At 62.6% G+C, this 24,656-nt stretch carries 25 protein-coding genes and 1 pseudogene; 22 read left to right on the top strand and 4 right to left on the bottom strand.

The window, feature by feature from the left end:
* Positions 1–867: 867 nt before the first annotated feature.
* From NKI95_RS30780 to NKI95_RS30675, 21 genes and pseudogenes are all read left to right on the top strand, one after another.
* Positions 868–1,944, top strand: a complete 1,077-nt coding sequence (locus NKI95_RS30780; RefSeq protein WP_352721579.1) for a hydrogenase small subunit — start codon at positions 868–870, stop codon at positions 1,942–1,944.
* Entirely contained in the window at positions 1,944–3,740 is a 1,797-nt protein-coding gene (locus NKI95_RS30775) for a nickel-dependent hydrogenase large subunit (protein ID WP_023679114.1), read from the top strand. Before NKI95_RS30780 ends, NKI95_RS30775 begins: the two co-directional genes overlap by 1 nt.
* 13 nt (positions 3,741–3,753) lie before the next feature.
* Positions 3,754–4,329: a HupE/UreJ family protein gene (locus tag NKI95_RS30770; RefSeq protein ID WP_352643352.1), complete on the top strand. Its 576-nt coding sequence runs from the start codon at positions 3,754–3,756 to the stop codon at positions 4,327–4,329.
* Between the two features lie 9 nt (positions 4,330–4,338).
* The gene (cybH, locus tag NKI95_RS30765; RefSeq protein ID WP_352579874.1) at positions 4,339–5,049 is read left to right on the top strand and encodes a Ni/Fe-hydrogenase, b-type cytochrome subunit; all 711 of its coding nucleotides are present in this window, start codon (positions 4,339–4,341) and stop codon (positions 5,047–5,049) included.
* A 592-nt stretch (positions 5,050–5,641) separates the two neighbouring features.
* Positions 5,642–6,328: a HyaD/HybD family hydrogenase maturation endopeptidase gene (locus tag NKI95_RS30760; RefSeq protein ID WP_352721577.1), complete on the top strand. Its 687-nt coding sequence runs from the start codon at positions 5,642–5,644 to the stop codon at positions 6,326–6,328.
* Complete coding sequence (locus NKI95_RS30755) at positions 6,328–6,660, top strand: HypC/HybG/HupF family hydrogenase formation chaperone (protein WP_352721576.1); 333 nt, start codon at positions 6,328–6,330, stop codon at positions 6,658–6,660. The genes NKI95_RS30760 and NKI95_RS30755 overlap by 1 nt, the downstream gene beginning before the upstream one ends.
* Before the next feature lie 4 nt (positions 6,661–6,664).
* Complete coding sequence (locus NKI95_RS30750) at positions 6,665–7,108, top strand: thioredoxin domain-containing protein (RefSeq protein ID WP_023679109.1); 444 nt, start codon at positions 6,665–6,667, stop codon at positions 7,106–7,108.
* Positions 7,109–7,133: 25 nt separating this feature from the next.
* Entirely contained in the window at positions 7,134–7,979 is an 846-nt protein-coding gene (locus NKI95_RS30745) for a hydrogenase expression/formation protein (RefSeq protein ID WP_352721574.1), read from the top strand.
* A complete protein-coding gene (locus NKI95_RS30740) occupies positions 7,976–8,197 on the top strand; it encodes a rubredoxin (protein WP_023679107.1) in 222 nt (73 codons plus the stop codon). Before NKI95_RS30745 ends, NKI95_RS30740 begins: the two co-directional genes overlap by 4 nt.
* Position 8,198: 1 nt before the next feature.
* Complete coding sequence (gene hybE, locus NKI95_RS30735) at positions 8,199–8,783, top strand: [NiFe]-hydrogenase assembly chaperone HybE (protein ID WP_352721572.1); 585 nt, start codon at positions 8,199–8,201, stop codon at positions 8,781–8,783.
* Positions 8,784–8,826: 43 nt separating this feature from the next.
* Positions 8,827–9,906, top strand: coding sequence for a hypothetical protein (locus tag NKI95_RS30730; protein ID WP_352721570.1), 1,080 nt, complete (start codon positions 8,827–8,829; stop codon positions 9,904–9,906).
* On the top strand, positions 9,906–10,247 hold the full coding sequence (hypA, locus tag NKI95_RS30725) for a hydrogenase maturation nickel metallochaperone HypA (RefSeq protein WP_023679104.1): 342 nt from the start codon (positions 9,906–9,908) through the stop codon (positions 10,245–10,247). The genes NKI95_RS30730 and hypA overlap by 1 nt, the downstream gene beginning before the upstream one ends.
* The gene (hypB, locus tag NKI95_RS30720) at positions 10,247–11,125 is read left to right on the top strand and encodes a hydrogenase nickel incorporation protein HypB (RefSeq protein ID WP_023679103.1); all 879 of its coding nucleotides are present in this window, start codon (positions 10,247–10,249) and stop codon (positions 11,123–11,125) included. The genes hypA and hypB overlap by 1 nt, the downstream gene beginning before the upstream one ends.
* Positions 11,125–11,370 carry a HypC/HybG/HupF family hydrogenase formation chaperone gene (locus NKI95_RS30715; RefSeq protein ID WP_023679102.1) on the top strand — a complete coding sequence of 82 codons (246 nt, stop codon included), beginning with the start codon at positions 11,125–11,127 and terminating at the stop codon, positions 11,368–11,370. The genes hypB and NKI95_RS30715 overlap by 1 nt, the downstream gene beginning before the upstream one ends.
* Positions 11,367–12,512: a hydrogenase formation protein HypD gene (hypD, locus tag NKI95_RS30710; protein ID WP_023679101.1), complete on the top strand. Its 1,146-nt coding sequence runs from the start codon at positions 11,367–11,369 to the stop codon at positions 12,510–12,512. The genes NKI95_RS30715 and hypD overlap by 4 nt, the downstream gene beginning before the upstream one ends.
* Positions 12,512–13,561 (top strand): hydrogenase expression/formation protein HypE, encoded by a 1,050-nt coding sequence (hypE, locus tag NKI95_RS30705; protein WP_352721567.1) that lies wholly within the window; start codon positions 12,512–12,514, stop codon positions 13,559–13,561. Before hypD ends, hypE begins: the two co-directional genes overlap by 1 nt.
* A 2-nt stretch (positions 13,562–13,563) precedes the next feature.
* Positions 13,564–15,327, top strand: a complete 1,764-nt coding sequence (locus NKI95_RS30700) for an enoyl-CoA hydratase-related protein (RefSeq protein WP_352721566.1) — start codon at positions 13,564–13,566, stop codon at positions 15,325–15,327.
* Positions 15,324–15,902 (top strand): response regulator, encoded by a 579-nt coding sequence (locus NKI95_RS34565; RefSeq protein ID WP_023679098.1) that lies wholly within the window; start codon positions 15,324–15,326, stop codon positions 15,900–15,902. Before NKI95_RS30700 ends, NKI95_RS34565 begins: the two co-directional genes overlap by 4 nt.
* Entirely contained in the window at positions 15,902–18,238 is a 2,337-nt protein-coding gene (gene hypF / locus NKI95_RS30685; RefSeq protein ID WP_352721564.1) for a carbamoyltransferase HypF, read from the top strand. Before NKI95_RS34565 ends, hypF begins: the two co-directional genes overlap by 1 nt.
* A gap of 268 nt (positions 18,239–18,506) precedes the next feature.
* Positions 18,507–20,188: pseudogene (locus NKI95_RS30680) on the top strand (ISL3 family transposase).
* A gap of 283 nt (positions 20,189–20,471) precedes the next feature.
* Positions 20,472–21,437 carry a glycosyltransferase family 10 domain-containing protein gene (locus NKI95_RS30675; RefSeq protein ID WP_198023618.1) on the top strand — a complete coding sequence of 322 codons (966 nt, stop codon included), beginning with the start codon at positions 20,472–20,474 and terminating at the stop codon, positions 21,435–21,437.
* A gap of 137 nt (positions 21,438–21,574) precedes the next feature.
* On the opposite strand, the gene NKI95_RS30670 is transcribed toward NKI95_RS30675, so the two are convergent.
* The 4 genes from NKI95_RS30670 to NKI95_RS30655 all read right to left on the bottom strand — a co-directional run bounded on the left by NKI95_RS30670 (position 21,575) and on the right by NKI95_RS30655 (position 24,041).
* On the bottom strand, positions 21,575–21,928 hold the full coding sequence (locus NKI95_RS30670; RefSeq protein WP_023679095.1) for a hypothetical protein: 354 nt from the start codon (positions 21,926–21,928) through the stop codon (positions 21,575–21,577).
* Between the two features lie 198 nt (positions 21,929–22,126).
* A complete protein-coding gene (locus tag NKI95_RS30665; protein WP_352721562.1) occupies positions 22,127–22,492 on the bottom strand; it encodes an ATP-binding protein in 366 nt (121 codons plus the stop codon).
* 4 nt (positions 22,493–22,496) lie between these two features.
* The gene (locus tag NKI95_RS30660; RefSeq protein WP_352721600.1) at positions 22,497–22,571 is read right to left on the bottom strand and encodes an ATP-binding protein; all 75 of its coding nucleotides are present in this window, start codon (positions 22,569–22,571) and stop codon (positions 22,497–22,499) included.
* Positions 22,572–22,856: 285 nt separating this feature from the next.
* On the bottom strand, positions 22,857–24,041 hold the full coding sequence (locus NKI95_RS30655; RefSeq protein ID WP_352721561.1) for a glycosyltransferase family 9 protein: 1,185 nt from the start codon (positions 24,039–24,041) through the stop codon (positions 22,857–22,859).
* A gap of 318 nt (positions 24,042–24,359) precedes the next feature.
* Here NKI95_RS30655 and NKI95_RS30650 point away from each other — a divergent pair.
* Positions 24,360–24,656, top strand: a 297-nt coding sequence (locus NKI95_RS30650; RefSeq protein ID WP_352721560.1) for a hypothetical protein, incomplete at its 3' end; no start/stop codon positions are given.

Here is a 24,656-nt window from a genome sequence, read left to right as displayed (position 1 = left end):
CCGCAATCGCCATTGCCGCAATCCAGAGCAAGGTGGCTTTGGTCAGCTCCGGCGGATCAATTACGGCTTAGGACGCGCATGTGTTTTTCAGCGGCCGGATGAGCGGCTCCAGAAGCGAAGTCGCTGCCATGACTGTAGCCGGAAGCCCCGGCTATGCCGAACCCTGATGAACATCTGACGCGATGGCGACTTTCACGCCACAAAGGAGGAACGGCTATGAAGGCTGGGCGGCGGCACTTTCATTCTCAGGCACCGCTCTATGCCACCTGCCGGCCAAGTGCAGTTGGCACAAATCTTGAACCTCTCTTTGCGCGGCGGCAGGAGCTGCAATCGCACGTTCGGCCTCACGCAATGAAAGACCGGTCACGACCGCGGCACGTGCAGCCTCAGAAAAACCAGTCTGCATTTTATTCAACGACTTAGCTGCGAGTGCGGCGGCGCGCGGCCGAACATCACCGTGTCGCGGATGCGACAAACCCGACAACAGCGGTTTCAACGCAAGCGGCGACGAGTAGATGGTGCAAATCCCGCGATTCCCAGTCTGCTGTAGCCGCGCAGGCCAAGCGCGATCTGCTCGGCCGTCCTGACAAGCCGCGCGTGGCCTCTGGGCGAGGTCGGTCGAGGCCCGCCGAAATCCCGTCGGCACCCGTCGCCAGGCCTCTTCGCTCGTCTCGCCGCATCGCGGAAACTTTGTTCGAAATCTGCCAGCCCGGTTTCCACTCCTTTGCCGGCGACCGGAACAAGTCAACGCCTCGAAGAGCATCTGAGTTTTGAATTTATTCGGCTTTTTAACTCTGGCATCGGACTTGCTCCGCCTTCGCATATCCGCGGCACCAGGAGACGCCGCCGCCTGTGGAGGAAGGCCTGATGCAACAAACATTCTACGAGGTCATGCGCCGACAGGGGATCACCCGCCGAAGTTTCCTGAAATTCTGCAGCCTGACGGCGGCTTCCCTCGGCCTTGGACCGGCCTTTGCGCCGAAAATAGCTTACGCGATGGAGTCCAAGCCGCGCATTCCGGTGCTGTGGCTGCACGGGCTTGAATGCACTTGCTGCTCCGAAAGCTTCATCCGCTCGGCGCACCCGCTCGCCAAGGACGTCGTGCTGTCGATGCTTTCACTCGATTATGACGACACGCTCATGGCGGCCGCCGGCCATCAGGCCGAGGCGATCGTCGACGAAGTCGTCGAACAGTACAAGGGCAACTACATCCTCGCGGTCGAAGGCAATGCGCCGCTCAACGAGGACGGCATGTTCTGCATCATCGGCGGCAAGCCCTTCGTCGACCAGCTCAACCATGCCGCCTCCAACGCCAAGGCGATCATCTCCTGGGGCTCCTGCGCCTCCTGGGGCTGCGTGCAGGCCGCGCGGCCGAACCCGACGCGGGCCACGCCCGTCCACAAGGTTCCGGGCCTGCCGGACAAGCCGATCATCAAGGTTCCCGGCTGCCCGCCGATCCCAGAAGTGATGACGGCCGTCATCACCTACATCCTGACCTTTGAAAAATTCCCAGAGCTCGACCGGCAGGGCCGGCCGAAGATGTTCTACAGCCAGCGCATCCACGACAAATGCTATCGGCGCCCGCATTTCGACGCCGGCCAGTTCGTCGAGTCCTTCGATGACGAGGGCGCGCGCAAGGGCTATTGCCTCTACAAGGTCGGCTGCAAGGGACCGACCACTTACAACGCCTGCTCGACGGTGGGCTGGAACGGCGGCCTCTCCTTCCCGATCCAGGCCGGCCATCCCTGCATCGGCTGCTCCGAGGACGGCTTCTGGGACAAGGGCGATTTCTACAGCCGCCTGACCCGCGTCCACGGCTTCGGCATCGAGGCCGATGCCGACAGGATCGGCACGACGGCCGCGACCGTGATCGGCGCCGCCGCGGCCGCGCATGCGGCGGCGAGCGTGGTCAAGCGGATGCGCGAAAAGGGAGGGAACAAGTGATGGTCATCCAGACGCCGAACGGCTTCAATCTCGACACCTCCGGCCAGCGCGTGGTCGTCGATCCGGTCACGCGGATCGAAGGCCATATGCGCTGCGAGGTGAACATCGACGAGAACAACATCATCCGCAACGCGGTCTCGACCGGCACCATGTGGCGCGGGCTCGAGGTCATCCTCAAGGGCCGCGACCCGCGCGACGCCTGGGCCTTCACCCAGCGCATCTGCGGCGTGTGCACCGGCACGCACGCGCTCACCTCGGTGCGTGCGGTCGAGGACGCACTGGGCATCATAATCCCGGAGAACGCCAATTCGATCCGCAACATCATGCAGCTCTCGTTGCAGGTGCACGATCATCTGGTCCACTTCTACCACCTGCACGCGCTCGACTGGGTCAACCCGGTTAACGCATTGAGAGCCGACCCGAAGGCGACGTCGGAGCTGCAGCAGGCGGTTTCGCCGAGCCACCCGATGTCCTCGCCGGGCTATTTCCGTGACATCCAGAACCGGCTGAAGAAGTTCGTCGAGAGCGGCCAGCTCGGGCCGTTCAAGAACGGCTACTGGACCAACCCGGCCTATCTGCTGCCGCCGGAGGCCAATCTGATGGCGGTGACGCACTATCTGGAAGCGCTTGACTTCCAGAAGGAGATCATGACGACGCGCACGATCTTCGGCGGCAAGGACATCCATCCCAACTGGCTGGTGGGGGGCGTGCCTTGTGCGATCAACATCGACGGTGAGATGGCGGCCGGCGCGCCGATCAACATGGAGCGGCTGAACTACGTCCGCAGCGTCATCGAGCGCGCCATCGCCTTCGTCGACAACGTCTACATCCCCGACATCATCGCGATCGGCAGTCTCTACAAGGGCTGGCTCTATGGCGGCGGGCTGTCGGGCAAGAGCGTTCTTGCCTATGGCGACATCCCCGACAAAGCCAACGACTATTCGGCAGCCAACCTGATGATGCCCCAGGGCGCGATCATCGATGGCAATCTCAAAGAGGTGCTGCCCGTTGACGTGCGCGATCCCGAGCAGATCCAGGAGTTTGTGCCCCACTCTTGGTACAAATACCCGGACGAGGCGAAGGGCCTGCATCCATGGGATGGTATCACGGAGCCGAACTATCAGCTCGGGCCGAATGCCAAGGGCACGCGCACCGACATCCGCGAAATCGACGAGAGCGCGAAATATTCCTGGATCAAGGCGCCGCGCTGGCGCGGCCATGCGATGGAGGTAGGGCCGCTCGCCCGCTATGTCGTCGGCTACGTCCAGGGCCACGAGGAGATCAAGGAGCAGGTCGACTCGACGCTGCGGGCACTCGGCGTACCGCTGACGGGGCTGTTCTCGACGCTCGGCCGCACCGCTGCGCGCGCGCTGGAAGCACAGTGGGCGGCCCGCAAGCAGGTCTACTTCATGGACAAGCTGATCGCCACCATCAAGGCTGGAGACAGCTCGACGGCCAATACCCAGAAATGGGATCCGAAGTCCTGGCCCGCCGAAGTCAAGGGGGTCGGCTTCACCGAAGCGCCGCGCGGGGCGTTGGGCCACTGGATACGCATCAAGAACGGCCGGATCGAAAACTACCAATGCGTCGTGCCGACCACCTGGAACGGCTCGCCACGCGACCATGCCGGCAATATCGGCGCCTTCGAAGCGTCGCTGATGGAGACTAAGGTGGAGCGGCCGGAGGAGCCGGTCGAGATCCTGCGGACGATCCACAGCTTCGATCCGTGCCTTGCCTGTTCGACCCATGTCATGGGTCCGGACGGACAGGAACTTGCCAATGTCAAAGTGCGCTAGGGGAGGAACCGAAATGAGACACGCTATCCTGAAACTTGGCGCCGCAGCTTCGCTCGCGGTGCTTGCCAGCCCGGCGCTCGCCCATGTCGGCGCAGGGCATGCCGACGGGTTCGCCGCCGGCATCGCCCATCCGCTAATGGGACTCGACCACCTTCTCGCCATGGCGGCGGTCGGGGTCTGGTCGGCGGTGGCCATGCCGTCGCGGGTCCTGGTGGCGCCAGCAACCTTCGTGGCGATGATGATGACGGGTGCGGCGTTGGCCTTTGCCGGCATCGGCCTGCCAGCGGTCGAAGGCATGATAGCGCTATCCGTGCTTGCTCTCGGCATCATGATCGTCGCCGGTGCCGGCCTTCCCGGCATGCTCGGCATCGGCCTTGCCGGGTTCTTCGCCCTCTTCCATGGCCATGCCCATGCGAGCGAGACGACCGGCGCGGCACTTGCCTATATTGCCGGCTTCACGCTCTCGACCGCGGCGCTGCATCTGGCCGGCACCGGCATCGGCCTCAGGCTCGCGTCGTCGCCTTGGGCGCGCGCCGGGCTCGGCATGGTCATTGCCGGCTCGGGCGCTACGCTCGTGTTCGGCGGCTAGGGGGCGGCCATGAGCGCGAGCCAAACTCCGCATGGCGAAGAAGGGGTCTATGTCTACGAGGCGCCGCTGCGCCTCTGGCACTGGGTCAATGCCTTCGCCATCCTCATGCTTGCCGGCACCGGCTACCTGATCGGCTCGCCGCCGCCGGCGGTTGGCGGCGAGGCGAGTTCCAGTTTCCTCTTCGGCTGGATACGCTACCTGCATTTCGTTGCGGGCTATGTCCTGATCGTCGGCTTCGCATTCCGCATCTACTGGGTCTTCGCCGGCAACGAGCATTCCCGGCAGATATTCCTCCCGCCTGTCTGGAACGGACGGTTCTGGAAGGAGCTCTGGCACGAGGTGCTCTGGTACGCCATGCTGGTGAGCGAGCCGATGAAGTATTCCGGGCACAACCCGCTCGCGACGCTCGCCATGCACTTCCTGTTCGTCTGGTTCACCATCTTCATGATCGTGACCGGACTGGCGCTCTACGGCGAAGGGGCCGGCATGGGGTCCTGGCAGTACGACCTGTTCTCGAGCTGGGTCATCCCACTTCTCGGTCAGAGTCAGGACGTGCATACCTGGCACCATCTCGGCATGTGGGTGATCATCTGCTTCGTGATCATCCATATCTATGCCGCGGTGCGCGAGGACATCATGTCGAAGCAGTCGATCATCTCCTCGATGTTCTCCGGCTGGCGGACCTTTCGCGGCAACGGCGCGCCTCGTGATTCCCACTAGGACTTTCGCGACCTCACCTGCCGGGGGGGGGGGGGGGGGGGGGGGGCGGGGGGGGGGGGAGGAGGGGGGGGGGAGGGCGGTGGAAACAGACAACGGGCGGGGGGGGGGGCCCCTCGCGCGCCCCGGGCGCGCGTTGTTCCCCCCACTCGTCCTGCCCCCCCCCCCCCGGCGGGGGGGGGGGCGCCCCCCCCCCGGCTCTTTTCTTCAAGACGGGTTGCCTTCAAGTCGATCCACACTTCGTCTCGGCTTGCCTCGACACCTCTCCTCCGTTCGACGGGGAGAGGAAGTGCCAACCGCAACGCCCGGCGCCCTTCCTCTATCCCTTTCAGGGCAAAGGTGCGGAGCGAGGCGGAGTGGGGAGGGCGAGTGAACGCAAACTTTCCATCGGCCTGGAATTCGGTTCTCAGTCCGGCCGTTGCCGTATCCGTCAATGGAAGGATACTTTCCGTTTGTGCGGTAAAATCGTCATCGCGCTTTCCATACGCGTCGTTCGCTATCCAGAGATCAACCTATTTCGCAACCATTTGCCGGCCCCCGGCCAATTGGCCCGCCTCTTGCTGCTGGAAGAAAAAGGTCGAAAGGAGGCTTCCCAATGAACGACGCGCCACGGGTGCTCGTGCTCGGCATCGGAAATCTGCTATGGGCCGACGAGGGCTTCGGCATCCGCGTGGTGGAGGAGTTCCACCGGCTCTGCGAAACGGCGGACAACGTCCGGGCCATGGATGGCGGCACGCAGGGCATCTACCTCCTCCAACATATCCGCGAGGCCGACATCCTCGTGGTGTTCGACGCGGTCGACTACGGCTTGGCGCCCGGCACGCTGAAGCTCGTCGAAGGCAGCGAGGTGCCGGCCTTCCTCGGTGTGAAGAAGATTTCGCTCCACCAGACTGGCTTTCAGGAAGTTCTCGCCATGGCCGAGATGATGGGTGACTATCCCGCCCATCTCCTTCTCGTCGGCGTGCAACCGGTCGAGCTGGACGACTACGGCGGCAGTCTCCGGCCCGCGGTGAAGGCTCAGATCGAGCCTGCAATCGAGATCGCCATCGAGTGGCTCGCCTGGCTCGGCGCGACGATCGCCAAGCGCACCGAACCGCTGGCCGAAGAAGAGACGCTCGCCTCGCGCGAAATGCGCATCGGCATCTACGAGAGCGGTCGACCCCGACCGGAAGAGGCCTGTCGTCACGGCGAGCGGCTTCTCGAGAATGGTGCCTTCGCTGGTCCGGCGAATTTCGAGTGCGAGATCGACGCGCTTTTGCAATCGTCTGGAAGGCAGGGCTGATGTGTGTCGGCGTTCCCTTCCAGGTGGTTGAATGCAGCGGCGGCATTGCCCTGTGCACCGGTCGCAGCGGCACGCGGCGCCTCGATATGACCCTGGTGGGCGACCAGCCAGCGGGTACGTGGATACTCGCCTTCCTCGACACCGCGCGCGAGACTGTCACTGCCGAGACGGCGCGCCTGATCGCCGACGCGATCGAAGCGACGGAGCGTGCGCTCGCCGGCGACACCGACCTCGACCACCTCTTCGCCGACCTGGTCGGCCCCGAGCCGCAACTGCCGGAGCATTTGCGGCCGGGGCAAGCCCTTTCACCGCAAGGCACGGAGGACGCCTGAGTCCATGTTTTCACCCGTTCTCACCATGATGATGGAGCGCCACCGCATCCCGGTGGTTGACGAGGCGAACATCGACGCATTCGCCGAGGCCCACGACCTCACCGCGCTGTTTTTTCCCGGTGACTGGTTGCGGCTCGCCGAGAGCAACGATGTGGCGGTGATCCTCCCGGAGCTGGTGCAGGCCTTCCAGGGCGTGTTCAAGCCCGCCGTGGTATCGCGCGAGAGCGAACGCGAGCTGCAAAGCCGCTATCGCTTCGACGCCTTCCCGGCGCTTGTCTTCCTGAGGAACGGCGAATATCTCGGCGCCATAAAGCGCGTGCTCGACTGGGAAGACTACCTCACTGAGATCGACGGCAAACTGAGGCGCGGGCCGAGCGCGCCGCCGCGTTTCGAGCTTCCCGAAGCCTGCGCGACCCACGACCGTCACGACCACGATCATTTCCAGTGAGCGAAAGCGGCCGGGAGGGCGCATCATGGCAGCATCGCTATTCGGCGGCATCGGGCCGGGTTCACAGCCGAGCGAAGGGGACGGCAGCGACTTGCAGTATATGGAAATGCCGAAGGGCATGGCGACCTCTGCGTCACCCATGTTGCCGGAGTCGGAAAATGTCGCCGGGCTCGAAGCTGCTTTGGCGGTGCTCTCCGCGCTGGCTGAAAGCCTCGGCCGGTCCTCGCCGGATTGCGAAAACGCCGTGCATGATCTTTCCGGCCTCGACGACGCCAATCTTGCGCTGATCGACCAGGCGCTGGGCGAGGGCGAGGTCTTGATCATCTGCGGCGACGACCTGAAGGCTCAGGAGTCGGTGCTCGCCGGTATCTGGCGCGTGCGCCAGACCGGAACGGATGGCAGGCTCGTGCGCGATTTCGTCGAGGTCGGCGCCTTTCCCTCGGCCGTGCTGGAGAGGGCCTTCGCCGGCTGCCGCAATACGCTCGCTGCGCCGGCGACCTATCCGACGGGCGTCTTCAACGCGCCGCCGCTGATTTCGGAGCTCAATGGCCGCATCCCGCTCGTCGGGCCCGACGTCGGGCCGCACGCCATAAACCTGTCGCTGCTGCCGCACACTGAAGAGGACTTGACCTTCCTCGACGGCCTGCTTGGCCACGGGCCGGTGGTCGTGCTGTCGCGTGGCTACGGCAATTGCCGCGTGACCACGACGGGGACGCGCGGCGTCTGGTGGGTGCGCTTCTTCAATTCGACCGACGATCTCATCCTCAACACGATCGAGGTCACGGCCTTGCCGGGGGTGGTCCGCGCTGCGCCCGAGGATATTGCGGACAGCCGCCAGCGGCTCCTCGAAATCCTGGAGGTCTACCGGTGAACGACTCCTTCTTTGCCGGTTCATATGGCGGCGACAATGCCAAGATCGGCCCGATGTCGCGGCTCGAATGCAGGATTTGCTGGCATGTCTACGACCCGGCTGAGGGCGACGACTACTGGCAGATCCCGCCCGGCACGCCCTTCGCCGAACTGCCGGCCAACTGGAGCTGCCCCACCTGTGACGGCTCCAAGCAGGGCTTCATGGTCGTGAGCGATTGACATGGATCATTCGCAAGCCGTCGCTGCCCATCTAGAGTTCGTGTTTCAGCGGATCGAACGGACGGCCATGGCAGGAATTCCGATCCTCAATCCGGCGCTTTGCGTCAGCGCGGTGGGCGTGCGGCAGTGGCAGGGCAAATGGCTCGCGGTTCTTGTCACGCCCTGGTTCATGAACCTCGTGCTTCTACCATTTGGCGACGGGCAAGCGCGCCCGCGCGTGCCTACGGGCACGAAGGAGCATGCATCATTCCCGGCGGGCCGGTTCGAGTTCTTCCGGGCCTATGAAGAGGAGCTCGGCTGCTACCGCATGTGCTCGCTGTTCTCGCCGATGTTCGAATTCGCCGACCAGGAGAGTGCGCAAGAGGCCGCGCGGCAGGTGCTTGCGGAACTGTTCAACCGTGAGGCGGAAGAAGACGAAGACGGCGAGATGATCCGTGTCTGGGAAGGCCGGCTACCTGAGGAAGAGGCAAGCGCGTTGGACGAGGTTGAGACAGCCGGAACACCCGCGAGCTCCCAGCCGGCGAAATTGACCCGCCGCTGGCTGTTCGGTTTGGCGACAAGGAGGAGACCGCTGCATGAGCGTTGATGGCCGCGTCTCTATCGATCTCGTCTGCGATGGCGGTCGCGTTATGGAAGCCATCGTCACGCCGCCGCGCCCGGTTGCGCTTGGCCCGATCGTGCGAGCCCGGCCGGTGACGGAGGTCATCTCGGCGATCGGTTCGCTGTTCAGTGTCTGTAGTATTGCGCAGTCGGCGGCGAGCGTTGAGGCAGCCGAGGCGGCCCTGGAGATCGGGACGGACCGGCGCACGAAGCAAGCGCGGCGGCTTCTTGTGCTTACCGAAACGCTGCGCGAGCACCTGCTGCGCATTGGCTTGGATACTGCCAGTCTCGCGGGCGAGCCTGCCGACGGTAAAACCCTGCGCCGGTCTATGCGCCTGCCGCAGCGCCTCAAGCAGGCACTTTTTCCAGGCGGGAATGCGTTCGTTCCCGGCGTGTGCGTGGGGATTCCGGGCGCGGACGCTGCCGAAACGGCCGCCGAAGCGAGCCATCTAACGCAGTCCGTGGTCTACGAAGGCGAAAAGCCGCTTGGCGAGATGGATCGCGATGCCTTCGCGCAGTGGGCTATGGAGCGCGGCACGATTGCGGCCCGTCTCATCGCCCCGGTCTTGGCAAGGGGCTGGGCCATGATAGGCCACCCCGAAACGACAAACGGGGGAAACGAACATTTGCCGAAGGAAACGTCGGCCGACACGAGCTGCCTCGCCAGGCAGGCTGGTGCGCCGCTCGTTCGCGCTTTCCTTTCCGAAAACGGTGGAGCCGGCCTGGCCGCGCGGCTGGCTGCCCGCGTGGTCGAGGCATCGACGCTGCCGGCGCAGATCGCCGGAGGGCTCGCGGCCCTGCGGGATGTCGCGGAGGGGTCCGAAGTGCCTACGCGCGAAGTCTTTCGCGACGAGAACGGGGGCCGCTCTGCTACTGCCTTCGCCGAGGCAGCACGCGGCCGGCTGGAACATCGGATTGTTTTGAACGACGACCGAATCGCCGACTACGCCATCACGGCTCCGACCAGCATTCATTTCGCCGAGAGCGGCATTGCCGCGAGCTCGCTTTCGGCGCTCGCTGCATCCAGACCTGAAGATCTGGCGGTCCAGGCCGATCTCCTGGTCCGGGCCATCGACCCCTGCGTCGGCTACGATATCAGGCTCGGCTGATGCACGAGATGGCGATATGCGAGAGCGTCCGTGGCATCATCGAGGAAGAGGCCGCGAGACAGGATTTTCGGAAGGTGGGCCGCGTCTGCATGGAAATCGGGCGGCTATCCGCTGTCGAGGTCGAGGCGCTGAAGTTCGGCTTCGATGTCGTCATGCGTGGCTCTCTGGCGCAAGACGCAAGGCTGGAAATCGTCGAGACGGAAGGCAGGGCCTGGTGCATGCCTTGCGGCCAGAGCGTGCCGATCGCGGCACGCTTTGATCCATGCCCGGACTGCGGAAGCCATCAGCTGCAGGTGACCGGCGGCCAAGAAATGAAGATCAGGGAATTGGAGGTGAGCTGATGTGCACTATTTGCGGATGCGGCGAGGGCGCCGTCCGGATCGAGGGCAAGGCGCATGGCCATCACCATCATCACGGCCACGATCATGATCACCACCACGATCATGATCACGGCCCCCATCATGACGATCATGTGCACGATTGTGGCTCGGGCCCCGGTGGCACCCGTGCGCCGGGCATGAGCCAGGCGCGGATGGTCAAGCTGGAAAAGGATATCCATTCCAAGAACAACGAGTATGCCGATGCGAACAGGAAAATGTTCGCCGAGCGCGGCGTGCTTGCGCTCAACCTCGTCTCCAGCCCCGGCTCTGGCAAAACGACGCTGCTTTGCCGCACGATCGAGGCACTGAAGGGCAAGTTGCCGATCGCCGTGATCGAGGGCGACCAGCAGACTTCCAATGATGCCGACCGCATCCGCGCCACCGGCGCGCCCGCGATCCAGGTCAACACCGGCAAGGGCTGCCACCTCGACGCGCATATGGTCGGCCATGCCGCAGATCACCTCGACCTTGCCGAAGGAGGCCTGCTCCTCGTCGAAAACGTGGGAAACCTCGTCTGTCCGGCGGGCTTCGACCTAGGCGAGGCACACAAGGTGGTGGTGCTCTCAGTCACCGAGGGAGAGGACAAGCCATTGAAATATCACGACATGTTCGCCGCCGCCGATCTCATGATCCTCAACAAGACTGACCTGTTGCCGCATCTCGACTTCGACGTGGAGGCCTGCATCGCCAACGCCCGAAAGGTGAACCCGCGGATCAAGGTGCTGAGGGTTTCCGCGCGCACGGGCGAGGGGATGTCGGACTGGACGGCCTGGATCGGCGCGGTCCGCGCCATGGCGCTAGTCGGCCATCGGCGGGCGGCCGAGCTCGGAGCAGCCTGATGTGCCTGGCCATTCCCGCCCGCGTCGTTGAACTGCTCGATGACGACATGGCCGTGGTCGCGTTCGACAGGGTCACGAAGCGCATCTCATTGGCTTTGGTGGCAGACGTTTCGCTTGGCGATTTCGTGCTCGTCCATGTCGGTTATGCGCTCCACAAGGTGAGCCCCGAGGAGGCCGAGCGCACGCTGCAGCTGATGGCCGAAGCGGGCGTGCTGGAGGAGGGGCTGGAGGAGATTTCGGCGTGAAATATGTCGACGAATATCGCGACCAGGAGCTTGCGAAGACCATCGCCGGCGCCATCGCGATCGAGGCTGATCCGGAAAAGAGCTACCATTTCATGGAGTTCTGCGGTGGGCACACGCATGCGATTTTTCGCCACGGCGTGCAGGACCTGATGCCGCAGAACGTGCATTTCGTGCACGGACCCGGATGCCCCGTTTGCGTGCTTCCCATCTCTCGCCTCGACGATGCGGTGGAGCTCGCCGAGCGGCACGGGGTCATCCTTTGCACCTACGGCGACATGATGCGCGTGCCGGGCACCAAGCAACGCAGCCTGATCCGCGCCAAGGCGGACGGAGCGGATGTCCGCATGGTCTACTCAACGCTCGATGCCCTAAAGATCGCGCGTGAAAACCCCGAGCGGCAAGTCGTCTTCTTCGCCATCGGTTTCGAAACCACGACGCCGCCGACGGCCGTCGCGATCAAGACGGCGCAAGCCGAGGGGTTCAAGAATTTCAGCGTGTTCTGCAACCATGTGCTCACGCCGGCCGCGATCTCTCACATTCTTGAATCGCCGGAAGTGCGGGAACTGGGCATCGTCAAGATTGACGGGTTTCTGGGACCTTCGCACGTCTCCTCCGTGATCGGCTCGCAGCCATATGAATTCTTTGCCGAGGAATTCCAGAAGCCGGTTGTCATCGCCGGCTTCGAACCGCTGGACGTCATGCAGTCCATCCTGATGCTGATCCGGCAGGTCAATGAAGACCGGCACGAGGTCGAGAACGAATATACCCGCGTCGTGACCGAGGAGGGCAACCTCAAGGCGCAGGCACTGGTGAGCGAGGTCTTCGAGCTGCGCAAGACCTTTGACTGGCGCGGCCTCGGCACCGTGCCCTACAGCGCCCTGCGCATCCGCGACGCTTATGCCGATTTCGACGCCGAGAAGCGTTTCGAGCTGTCGGTCAAGGCTTCGCGCCAGGTGAAGTCCTGCGAATGCCCTTCGATCCTGCGCGGGGTGAAGAAGCCGACCGACTGCAAGCTGTTCGGCACCGTGTGCACGCCGCAGAACCCGATTGGCTCATGCATGGTCTCCTCCGAAGGCGCCTGCGCGGCCTACTGGACCTATGGCCGTTTCCGCGAGCCGAAGCTGTTGGAGGCGGCGGAATAATGAGCGCGAACGATCCCAGCCTAGCCGTCACCACCTCGTCGGTCCGCGGCGCGGTGGACATGACGCATGGCGCGGGCGGCCGCGCGATGGCCGAGCTGATTCGGGATATTTTTCAAAGACATCTGGCCAACGAGTTCCTGGCCCAGGCTAACGACGCGGCCCTGCTCGGCACCGTCTGCGGACGCCTGGTGATGGCAACGGACGCGCATGTCATCTCGCCTCTGTTCTTTCCGGGCGGGGATATCGGAGCACTGGCGGTCCACGGCACGATTAACGACGTCGCCATGATGGGCGCGCGGCCGCTCTGGTTGTCCGCGTCCTTCATCCTGGAGGAAGGTTTTCCGTTGGCCGAACTGGAAAGAATAGTTGTTTCAATGGCTTTTGCCGCCCGGGAAGCAGGCGTACCCGTGGTTACGGGCGACACCAAGGTGGTGGAGAAGGGCAAAGGCGACGGCGTTTTCATCTCCGCGACCGCTGTTGGCGTGCTGGCGGACGGCACAGACATCTCCGGAAGCAATGCCCGGCCGGGCGATGCAATCCTTGTCTCCGGCACCATGGGCGACCACGGAGTCGCAATCCTGTCGAAGCGCGAACACCTTGATTTTGAAACGGAAATTATCTCCGACAGCCAAGCTCTGCACGATCTGGTGGCGGCGATGCTTGGCTCCGTTCCTGGTATCCGGGTGTTGCGTGACCCCACGCGCGGCGGACTGTCGGCGACGCTGAACGAAATCGCGCAGCAGTCCAAGGTCGGAATGGTAATCCGGGAAGCGGCGGTTCCGGTGAAGCCGGAGGTCGCGGCGGCGTGCGAACTGCTCGGCCTCGACCCGCTGAATGTTGCCAACGAAGGCAAGCTGATCGCCATCTGCGTGGCGCAAGACGCGGAGACTTTGCTCGCCGAGATACGCGCTCATCCCATGGGCCGGGATGCCGCAATCATTGGCGAAGTCGTCACAGACCAGCATGCGCTGGTGCGGATGAAAACGAGACTTGGCGGTATGCGCGTGGTCGACTGGATCGCCGGGGAACAGCTCCCGAGGATCTGCTGAAGATGCGCATTCTGCTTCTCGTCACCGCCTTCAACGCCTTGAGTCAGAGGATTTTCGTGGCGCTTGGCGAGCACGCACACGAGGTCTCGGTCGAGATGGACGTCAACGACGAGCGGACCATGGAGGCGGTAGATTTGTTTCGGCCGGACCTCGTTATTGCCCCCTTTCTGAAGCGGGCAATCCCGAAAGAAGTCTATGAAAATCGATGCTGTATGATCGTTCACCCAGGCATCGTCGGCGACCGCGGCCCCTCCGCGCTGGACTGGGCGATGGTGGACGGGGCGACGCAGTGGGGTGTCACGGTGCTGGAAGCGGCGGCCGAAATGGATGCGGGGCCGGTCTGGGCGAGCGCCACCTTCGCGATGCGAAAGGCGACGAAATCGAGCCTCTACAGCAACGAGGTGACGGACGCGGCGGTGACGGCGGTGCTCGAAGCGATCGCGCGGTTCGAGCAGGGCGAAAAGCCGATTGCCCTGGAAGAACAATCTGTAGCGCCGCTGGGCCGGTGGCGGGACGCGATCAAACAGGCGGACCGGCGGATCGATTGGGCTGCCGACACGACCGAAACGGTGCTGAAGAATATCGCAGCAGCCGACGGCGCGCCCGGCGTGCGGGACGAACTTTTCGGCGAAACGGTCTTCCTTTTCGACGCGCGAGACGCACGTGAACCAGGGGGTGACTTGCCTCTCGCGCGGGGTGAACGGGGCAAGATATCGCTCCCCGAGCCGCGAGTGGTCGCCGCCAGAAGCGGGCCGGCGATCGCCATCGTCACCGTCGACGGCGCGTTGTGGATCGGCCATGTCCGGCATCCCAATTCGCCACACCCGTTCAAGCTGCCGGCGACCATGGTCTTCGCGAAGGAAGTTGCAGACCTGCCGGAGATCCCGCTCAATTCACCGGGCGGTTATCAGGACATCATCTACGAAGAAGAAGCTGCGGTCGGCTATCTGCACTTCCCCTTCTATAACGGTGCAATGGGAAAGGACGCCTGTCGAAGACTTTTGGACGCTTATACAAAAGCGACGGAGCGTCCGACCAGGGCGATCGTGCTGTGCGGAGGGCCGCAGTTCTGGTCCAACGGGCTCGACCTCAACCGGATCGAGGCGGCCGACAGCGCGGCCGACGATTCCTGGGTCAACATCAATGCCATCGACGACCTCGCCGATGCGATCATCCGCACGACAAGCCACATCACCGTAGCAGCGCTTGCCGGAAATGCGGCAGCGGGCGGCGTGTTTCTCGCCCGCAGCACCGACCAGCTCTGGATGCGCTCGAGCGTCATCCTCAACCCGCATTACAAGGACATGGGCAATCTCTACGGCTCGGAGTTCTGGACCTATCTCCTGCCGAGCTGCTGCGGGACTGAGAATGCCCGCCGGATCGCGGCAGCGCGCCTGCCGATGGGCGCGAAGGAGGCGCTGAATCTGAATCTGGCCAACCGGGTGTTCGCGGGGGCAAGCGAGCTGTTCACGGCGCAAGTGAGGGCGTCGGCTGCCGCGCTGGCCGGGAGCGAAGAGTTTCCGGGGTTGCTCGCCGAAAAACAAGCCCGGCGCGCAGCCGACGAGGCGGCCAAGCCGCTTTGCGCCTATCGCGAGGAGGAGCTTTCGCGGATGCGCCGCAATTTCTATGGCTTCGACCCAAGCTACCACGTCGCGCGGCATAATTTCGTGCACAAGGTGCCGAAGTCGCGCACCCCAGTGACGATCGCCCGCCACCGCGACGTCGCCTGGCAGGCCGGCCGGGAGGGAAGGAAAAAGGCATCGTGAGCGACCTGCCGGGCATATTGATCGTCGACGACGAAATCCGCTCGCTGGAGGCGCAACGGCGCGTCCTGAGCGAGGATTTCGATGTCCACGTAGCCAGCGACACCAAGGCCGCCAGCTCGATCCTGGAGATGGAATGGATCCAGATCATCCTGTGTGACCAGCGCATAGCCGGCACCTGCCGCACCGAGTTCCTGAAGCAGGCGCGCACCCGCTGGCCGGACATCGTGCGCATGATCATCTCGGGCTACACCGACGCGCATGACACCATCGACGGCATCAACGAGGCCGGCATCTACCAGTACATCACCAAGCTCTGTCATCCGGAAAACCTCACGCTCACGCTGAAGAACGGGGTGCAGCTCTTTCTCCAGATCGCGGTTCGTCGCCGCCACCACGCGCAGATCGACCTGCTCTACGCATTACAGAACTTTTCGCCACGCGACTGGGCCGGCAATCGTGGCCCGCTGGAGCTGGCGCTCGAAGGTGCGCCGGTGCGGCTCGGCGAGACCGAGCCGGTTGCAGTCCAGCACATCGTGCGGTCGTTGGACCCGTGCATAGTGTGCACGGTGCGCTGATGGGCCCGCCGCTCGCCGAGCCCGCAGTGGAGGGACGCCTGGTCCGGGTGACGGGGCTGGTGCAAGGCGTCGGCTTCCGGCCGACAGTGTGGCGCATCGCGACCGCTATGGGGCTATCGGGTCACGTCCGCAACGATGCTGCAGGCGTGGAGATCGCGCTGTGGTGCAGCGATGCCGAGTTCGAGACCTTCGTGGACAGGCTAAAGGCGCAATGCCCGCCGTTGGCGCGGATCGACGGGATCGAGACGGCGACGCTTGAGGGGCCGCGGCCGGCGGGCGGCTTCGCCATAGCGGCGAGCGCGGGCGGGCGGGTGAAGACCGGCATCGTGCCCGATGCCGCCTGCTGCCTGGAATGTCTTGCGGAAGTGCTCGACCCCAAGGACCGGCGCTATTTCTACCCGTTCGCCAATTGCACGCATTGCGGGCCGCGTCTGTCAATCGTCAAGGCTATCCCCTATGACCGCCGCTCGACCGCTATGGCACGATTTTCGACCTGCGAGGAATGCCGGGCCGAGTATGAAAATCCGGCCGACCGCCGCTATCACGCCCAGCCGATCGCCTGCCCGGCCTGCGGCCCGCGCGTCTGGTTGGAAGGTCCAGACCACGTCGTGGTCGGCGGCGGCCCGCAGGCGGTGATCCGCGAGGCGGCGGCGCTGATCGGGGAAGGGCGGATCGTCGCGATCAAGGGCATCGGCGGGTTCCACCTCGCCTGCGACGCGACGGACGAAGCGGCGGTGGCGCAGCTGCGCGCCCGCAAGAAGCGCGACGGTAAGCCGTTCGCGCTGATGGCGCGCGACTTGGAGCAGCTTGCCGAATTCGCGGAGCTGTCGGGCGAGGAGCGCGTGGCGCTTGCCGCCCGAGCGGCGCCGATCGTGCTGGTGAAGCGCCGTGACAGCTGCGGCGTTGCGGCGGGCGTGGCGCCGCAGCACGAGCGGCTCGGTTTCATGCTGCCCTACACGCCGTTGCATCATCTCTTGCTGCGGGCGCTGGACGGTCCGGTGGTGATGACCTCCGGCAATCGCTCGGGCGAGCCGCAATGCACGGACAATGACGAGGCGCGGCAGGAGCTTGCCGGGATCGCCGACTTCTGGCTGATGCACGACCGCGAGATTGTCAACCGGCTCGACGACAGCGTGGTGCGATTCGACGGGCACGGCATTTCGGTGTTGCGGCGCGCGCGCGGCTTCGCGCCGGAGCCGCTGGCGCTGCCGGCGGGCTTCGATGGCCCGGTCAGGGCGCTGGCTGCGGGCGGCGACCTAAAGGCCGCGTTCTGCCTGGCGGGCGACGGCAACGCGCTGCTGTCGCAGCATCTCGGCGACCTCGACGAGCTGAAGAACCAGAACGCGTGGAGGCAGGCGTTGGGGCTGTATCGAAGCCTGTTCGACACGAAGCCGGACCTCATTGTGGCCGACCGGAATCCGGGCTACCGTTCGACCCAGCTTGCCATGGAGCTTGCCCGTGAGACCGGGGCGAGGTTTGTGCAGGTCCAGCACCATCACGCGCATCTCGCCTCGTGCCTTGCCCAGCACGGCCGCGCAATCGACGCACCGCCGGTGCTGGGCATTATCCTCGACGGTCTCGGATACGGCGATGACGGCACGATCTGGGGCGGCGAGTTCCTGCTCGGCGGCTATCGAGGGTTCCGGAGGCTGGCATACTTCGAGCCGGTCGCCATGCCCGGCGGCGACAAGGCCAGCCTCGAGCCGTGGCGCAATGCCTATGCGCATCTGCGGGCGGCTTTCGGTCCGGATTTCCTGGCCAAGCTTCCTGCCGATCGGCCCTTCGTCCCCGCCTTGGCCGAAAAGCCGCTTCGGGTGCTGGACCGGATGATCGAGAGGGGCGTCAATGCTCCGCTTGCCTCCTCGGCGGGGCGGCTTTTCGATGCCTGCGCGGCAGTCCTCGGCATCTGTTTGGAGCGCCAGAGCTACGAGGGGCAAGCCGGCATGGAGATGGAGGCGCTCGCCAGCCCGTTCATGGATGCGGCCGAGGCTTGGCCAGCAACCTCGCGGAAGGGACCGGTTATCTCCTGGAAAGGTCTGTGGGAAGCGCTTCTTTGTGATCAGGCTTTGGGCGCCGAAACCGGGCTGATTGCTGCGCGCTTCCACAGGACGCTGATAGAGATCATCTCGCGGAAGGCCATCGGACTCACTAACGAAAACGGCGTCGGCACGGTCGCACTGTCCGGTGGCGCTTTCCAGAATCGGCTGCTGCTCAAAGGCGTACTTGCCGAGCTCACAGTCGCAGGATTGGAGGGGCTGGCGCACGTAAGCATTCCCGCAAACGACGGCGGTCTGGCGCTCGGCCAGGCAACGATCGGCCTAGCCCTTTCGCATTGAGACCAATCGTTGAAGAAAAAATATCAGCATCGTCCAAATAAGGCGCTGCGCATTGTGACGTGCGGCGGCCAGCTTTGCGCATTTCGTCCGGGCCGTGAGTGGCTGATCGCGTATGGCCGGGTAAAAGGACTAGCCAGGAATGATGCTCCGAGGGAATCGTCGAGGACGGGTACGCAGCCAAGGATCGTGTCGCTTGGCAGTTAATGGGGCTCTGCCTCACTTTGTGTGGTTCATTCGCCGTTGGCGAGGGATGCCGCTATGTGCGGGCATGCGAACGAAAACAAAATGGTCCCCCGGCCCAGGGGCTAAAATACGGGGTGTCGCGCTCACTGATGATGACAGTTGGCTTGTTTCCGCTGCCGGACCGGCGTTCGGCATTTTGCCCAGATTGCGGACGACGGACCCGAAGTCGGCATGGCTGGTCCAACCGCAGCCTTCAGAATCTGCCGGTCCAGGGCAAGACCGTGACGGTGAAGCCTCGGTTGAGCCGCTGGCGGTGCGCCCATCAGAAATGTGAACGACAAACATTCACCGACCGTCTGCCGACGATTGCTTCCCCTTGGAGGGTCGCGGAGATTGTCGGTCTGCTCGGCCATAGCACCGGCGGCCGTCCCGGCGAGCGCTTGATGCGACGGCTCGGCATGCCGGTCTGCGACGACACTATCCTGTGGCAGCTGAAGCGAGATGCCGCGGTCGCTCACAGCAACTCCACCATTCGGGTCGTTGGCATCGATGACTGGAGCTGGCGGCGATCATGGCGCTACGGCACGATGATCGTGGACCTGGAGCGCCATTCGGTTGTCGACATCCTGGATGACAGAAGCGTGGCGAGTGCGTCGCAATGGCTAGAGCGGCACCCTTCCGTCGAGATCGTGAGCCGAGACCGATGCGGGCTCTATGCGCAAGCTGTTCGCGAGGGTGCACCGCAAGCGCGCCAGGTGGCTGATCGTTTCCATCTCATGTAGAATCTGCGGGTCGCAATCGAGGAGCAGATGAGCCTTTCGGGCCGCGCCACGGGGCCTGCATTGCTGCCCGATAAGGGTATCGGGAGCGCGCAAGTCGATCTGATGCAGGATGATCCGCACGTTGACGCAACGCATCGGCGCCGGGTGCGCCACGCTCATCGACAGATCGCGGCAGACGGTGTTCGAAATGGTTCACGCCTTGCGCAAGGAAAGGGCTGTCCTGTTCCGAGATCGCCCGTCGTACCGGCTACGGCCGGCGCAGCATCGCCAAATGGCTGAATTTCGACACGCCACCCGACCGACGCAGGGCCGCGTCGAGCCGACGTCACCCTTATATTTCGAGGCGTTTCTTAGCCAGTCCTGGAGAGACGGCAATCGCTGCGGACGACACCTGTTCCACGATATCAAACAGCGCGGCTACACGGGCAGTTTCTCGAATCTGGAGCGGCTTCTCCCAAGCTGGCGCCGCGCCGAGAGGACGGGCGAGGACAGTGCGTCGCCTGCTTCGATCATACGCCATCAACCAGCCCGCGATGCTGTCCCCATCCAGGATCCGGCGACCGGCCATGTGATCTCGCCGGTAGTCGCCGCGGCCCTCTGCATGAAGGCCCGGGGTATGCTGACGATCAACCAGGCGAGAAAGGTCGACGTCCTGAAGCAAGGATCACATGAGTTTGCCACGATGCGCAGGCTTGCCATGCGCTTCCGCGGCATTTGCGGGGCCTGTGAATTGGACAAGCTCGACACTTGGATCGAGGATGCCGTCAACTCCGGGCTCGTCGCCATCACGCGTTTCGCTCGGGTCCTACGCCGTGACGTTGACGCCGTTCGCAATGCCATTGAATTACGGTGGAGCAACGGCCAGGCGGAAGGGCAGATCAACCGCCTGAAGACGATCAAGCGTGCGATGTACGGCAGAGCGGGCTCCGAACTCCTTAGGGCACGCATGCTGCCACTCAACCGGCCTGATCACCACACAAAGTGAGGAAGAACCTGGTTAAGTGCAAAGCGACAATTGCCTCGACGGCGGGTCCCGGCAGGTTTATGCTGCCCAATGTTACCGCAATCCGGAATGGCGATTGAGTACCTTCACGAGTGAAGGGATTCCCGCGGTCTTAGAGATGAGTTGTCGAATGGCGCGAAGTCGCACAGAATCGTGTGTTTGATATCGATCAGGATCGCGAGCTATTTCAGGCGCAGAGAGGTGTTGCGCCCGATGCACAAGTTGCTCCCGGTCCAACGGAAGTGAATGGGGTGGAACTGCTTTGTTGGCCAAATTGTTGACGGAACGTCCGGCGCCCATTGTTGCTACATGTCTGGATTCTTGGGGCGTTTTGGATGATGCAATCCACCATCTCACTCCAAAGGGCAGTGGAATCTGGAACAATGTCGCTTTTGTACGCACGACATCCTTCGTGCCCGATTGGCATATCGTCTTTAACTCTGCTTCTCTTTTTGGGCTCCCTGTTGATATCGAGGCGAGCCCAAACAGGACAATTTTTGCAATCGGCGAACCGCCGACGAAAGCTCATCGCGCATTTCATGAAGGGCAGGGGAAAAATACTATCGTCCTGACGTCTGACGCAGAGCTGGCTGCTCGGCAGAATGCAGGGCGCCGATTCGTTTTGGCTCCACCTATCACTCGGTCTTGGTCTGTAAACAAGACATATGACCAACTTCTGGTCAGCGAAGTCGTGGACAAGCCGCTTCGGCTCTCATGGATTACCAGTAACATCGCCCTGCTTAAAGGGCATCGATATCGGCTGGCGTTTCTGGAACGGCTGAGAGAGGAGCTCGATTTTGACCTGTTCGGCCGAGGTTTTCGGCTGATTGGAGATAAATGGAACGCACTCGCACCTTACCGTTACAGTATAGCTTTCGAGAATACTCGTGCTGATTACTATTTTACAGAGAAGCTTATGGACTGCTTCGTTGCTGAAACAATGCCGATCTATTACGGCAGCCCGGCAATCACGAGGTTCTTCCCTTCGGACTCAATGGTTCTGATTGACCCAGAGGACAAGAACGTAATCCAAAAAATTCAAGAAATCATCAACTCGGACCTCTGGAAGGAGCGTCGCGGCGCAATACGAGAGGCGAAGCGGTTGGTCCTCGAGAAATACAATACGTTTGCTTATCTCGCGGGCTTCATCGAAAGCGTTCAGGATAAACCCTTACCGCCAGAAATTATACACATCGATTCGCCTGAGGTCGATTTTGGAATAGACGAATGAAGTACTCCAACGCTCGCTTCGCGTGCCCGGCGGTTGGTGGTCTGGCGAGATCGGTACGGAAAGCTCGGCGGAGAATGCCTACTGCGCAGAACGGCCGGTACGGGCGCACGAGGTCATGCGCCCCCGGCTGCCGCTGATTAGACGAACTGGGGAAGGCCAGGAACTGAATTGAGGACCTCGTCCACGAGTTCGTCGCCGACACGTTCCTTGGTGAAGGCGATCGTCTCGTTGGCGAGGCCGGCGATCTTTGCCATGCTGAGACCCTCACTCATCAATTGCTGGCCGAGCCCCATAAGGCCGCCACCCTCTGGGTCGTCGCCATGATACTTCGCTACTAATTCCGAAGCTCCCGGAATGGCCTCGATCATGCGGGCAACGGGACCGTCGGCCGCGTGGCTTTGCAGGAAACCCAGCATTAACCCAACGGCCTTCTCTGCGAGAGCCGGGCCGATGCCGGCACCAGTGGCGATGCGCGGTAAGAATTCTTCCATGCAGGGTCTCTCTCTCTTTACACGGGGCCGGTCCGGCGCCCAGCGCCCTTGGCCGAACCACAATTGAACTCCACAAAAATAGGCCGAGCGGAAGTGCTATTGCGCGTAAAACCGCCTCTGTCAACGCAAGCTGCGTCGGACGTGCGTATTTCGCAAAAACGAGACAGTCGTTCCGCTAAATCGGGGACAGCAGTTTCACTAATTCGCGGACAGCAGGATGGGGTCGGCGCTCGGTTGCCTGGTTGAAGTCATTTGCGATTGATTTCGCCGTTTTCGGCGCCGGTCAAGGGCGGCGGTGTTTTTTGCTTTCTCATGCTCGCCGATCATGGCGTGCCACTGGGCGATCGGCAGTTGGGCGGTGATCAGCGTTGATTTCCGGCGATAGCGTTCCTCGAAGATTTCCAGCAGATCGAGACGCTGCTGGTCGGTCAGGCTGTGGGTGCCCCAGCCGTCAAGGATGAGCAGTTGCACCCGAGCCAGCTTGTCGATGAGACGGGGAAAGCGGCCGTCGCGACGCGCCAGGGCGAGATCTTCGAACAGACGCGGCATGCGCAGGTTGAGCACGGAATCATTCGAGCCGGGCGGCCTGACGTCCGAAGGCGCAGGCCAGCCAAGTCTTTCCGGTGCCGGTCTGCCCGGTGATGACGAGGTTTTCATGCGCCTTCAGCCAGGCGCCTTGGGCCAGCTGTCGCTTGGCACTTAATTGGGGTCTCCCTCACTTTGTGTGGTTCATCTGCTGTTAGTGGCGCTGTCGCTATGGACGGGCATGCGAACGAAAACGAAATGGTCGCCCGGCCCAGGGGGTGACATCGCCACTGCGGTCCTTCGACCAAGTCGATTCAATTCTGAATTTCGGCCTTTAGATGTTTGGAGCGATTGAATCAGCGACCAAGATCCGGGCAATCGCGGTTATGGTGACCGCGAGCCACTAAGCTTGTGCCGTACCCTTACAATGATTCATCAAGGCGTTTACCTCGGCAATCACGAGATCCGGCGTGATGTCGAACTTGCATCGGACTTTGACCGGACAATGCCGCACTTGGTCCAGACCACACCCGCGACATTCAATAACACTCATAAGCATGCTGACCAGGGGACCTCGAAACCCCCAAATCTCCGGTAGATGTGACGCCGTGAAAATGCCGATAGTAGGGCGGCCAAGCTGGGCAGCGACATGCCCGGTGCCTGAATTGTTCGAAACGACGAGCGCGGCCGAATTCACGAGATAATTGAATTCCAATTCCGACAAGTCGACAGCCGTCCGAATGTTCGCGGCTCCACGATCCCGAGCTATCTTCGCAACCTCCTCAAGCGCTTCCAGGCATTCGCCACGGGCAACGAGGACCACCTCACCACGGGTCGAAAGAGCAGCGACAACTTTGCCAAAACTTTCAATCGGCCAATCTCGCAGGCTGGAATTGGAGAACGGAGCCACGACAATCGGGGCATTGCCTGTAGTCGAATTCTGTGGGTGACCCGCTCCGCTTTCGAAATAGGCAGCTGCCTTTGCGACCAGAAAGAGGAGGATTTCTGACACATGCTGGAGACGCACCTGCTTGCGGTCAATGAACCAATCAAGCCATCTACGAGGGATTTTGTTAGCAAGCCCTATTTTTTGGACCAGCTTGTAGAGGATGGTTCTGCGCAGTTTCAGATTGAATGGCGCTATCGCAATATCGATCTGATGCATGCTGTACGGATCAACTATCGCCGCACGGTGCCTGGCGGGGACTTCAAGCAAGATGGGCCTTGTTTCTTCCGGAACACGCATATCAATGGCAAGATCAAACTCGCCGGTCAGCAGCGGCCTTATGTCGGCGGCTTTTTTGCGCGTTTTGACTTTTGGGTTGCGAGGAAAAAAGTCAAAAGCAATGTGATCGTCGGCGAGGTCGAACTGTTTTGCAGTAGCGATGTTCCAGCTTCCCACCACCAGCGTAATGTGGGCATGCGCAAAACGCTGACGAAGGTCCTTTAGGGGCCCTAGAGACATCCAAAAGTCGCCGACATGATCAAGCTTGAGGACCAAAATTCTCATCCTTGCGCTTGACTGTTCCGGCTCTTCCCAGCTGCGGTATATAATTTGATTGCGGTCGTGCTTTGTAAAATATGCCATTGCCATTCCGAAGATTATACGGTCAACACTGATAGCCAGTGACGCGTGTGTAGGGTTGGAGTGCTCCCCACTTGTCCGCGTCTCCGCAAGAATTCTGCCATCAGATCCAAGCCGCGCTCCAGCAGGAGCTGTCGGGCGAAGTCTGCATCTCTAGCGGTGGTAGCGCGCCAAGAAGCCAGCTATGTCCCGACCCGCAATGTGAAGGGCTTCGTCACGGTCTTGCATGCAGTGAGTTCGAGAAACGCCGAGTAGACGGCGATCGCCAAGCCGCCGTCCCCAGATCTCGAGCATAACGGCAGTGGCCTCGCTCTTTGGTCGATGCTGATCCTGAATGAGACCGTCGCCGCCGGCGACGACATCGCCGGCCGGATTGACCGTCTCCGGCACGCCCTGTCGCTGTGGTCCCGCATCATGGTGGTTAACAAAGGACCCGCCGCAGGCGCTTTTTTCTGCGCGTCCGGGTCGTCCAACATGAAGTGGACGAATCAACCCTGTGATGAAGTCGAGCCCCAGCCCCCACGGGACAGGGACGGCGGGGGGAGTCAAAACGGATTTTTAAGCACAGCGGAGAGGCCATCGCAAAAAACCGGATCAGGGCTATTTATAGGCGAGACG

Source organism: Mesorhizobium sp. M0306, from assembly GCF_040321655.1.
In the GTDB taxonomy this organism is placed as follows: Bacteria; Pseudomonadota; Alphaproteobacteria; order Rhizobiales; family Rhizobiaceae; genus Mesorhizobium.
The sequence above is the reverse complement of the archived record's forward strand: the minus strand, read 5'-3'. Positions and strand labels throughout refer to the sequence as shown.